The organism is Flammeovirga aprica JL-4, from assembly GCF_012844305.1.
GTDB classification, from domain to species: Bacteria; Bacteroidota; Bacteroidia; order Cytophagales; family Flammeovirgaceae; genus Flammeovirga; species Flammeovirga aprica.
On record NZ_JABANE010000329.1, the window covers coordinates 1 to 845 of the forward strand.

Here is an 845-nt window from a genome sequence, read left to right on the forward strand (position 1 = left end):
AATTTTTTACAACCCGAAATAATCAACATTTTATACTTATGGTGTAAATAACTTTCTGGAAGTTGTACTATATTATCCTGTCGAATTACTGACAATGACAACTCGTTGGGTGTTTTGATATCTGGTAACTTATCAAAATCAACATAATGAAAAATTACTTCCTCTAAAGCTGATCCTCCGATTTCCTTAGGGAAGATTTTTTGATACTCAGCTGGATACCCCGCAATCTCAAGTTTCTTAATATTAGCTTTTGATATTGCTTCTGGATAGACTTCAAAAATACACTCATCTAATAAAACTTCCTCTAAAGCTTCATTGAGATGAATATCATAGCTCGAAATATCAATAAAACTAAACCCAACGTATTTTAATGCTTTTAACTCTCTTGCATCAATTTTTTTATCTTCAAAACTCGTTTTATATATATATATATTGAATCTAATTGTTTAAAACGTGATAATTCCTCTGGCAAAGAACTCATCATCCCCATCTTTATCAACTTTATTTTTGAAACATAGTTATCTTTAACTGTAAATTTAATTTTACCATCATATTTTTGGTCAAGTATATCTAATATTAATTGATCATTTTCATTTAGTGTTACTTCATTATTGCCTCTCATAGAACAAGAAACAAGGAAAATCATTAGAATTAATAAAAGTTTATCTGTCATAATCATAGTCATTTCTCTGATGTGATTTAAACATGTTGAATAATACGTTTTTTTCAAATTCTTCTAGATTAACATCGTTATCAATATTTTTTATTTTAATATTTTCAAATAGCTTACTAGGACTTATAAAATACTTAGTCGCATCCTCTTTCTTCATCATTACCAAGTGCTT

Annotated in this window: 2 protein-coding genes; both read right to left on the minus strand. The window is 27.7% G+C overall.

Annotation, left to right across the window (positions count from 1 at the left end; all coding sequences use genetic code 11):
• Positions 1-376: 376 nt before the first annotated feature.
• The gene (locus HHU12_RS34185) at positions 377-673 is read right to left on the minus strand and encodes a hypothetical protein (RefSeq protein ID WP_169661186.1); all 297 of its coding nucleotides are present in this window, start codon (positions 671-673) and stop codon (positions 377-379) included.
• The coding region (locus HHU12_RS35195; RefSeq protein WP_205960087.1) for a hypothetical protein at positions 663-845 on the minus strand (183 nt) is incomplete at its 5' end. The genes HHU12_RS34185 and HHU12_RS35195, both read right to left, overlap by 11 nt.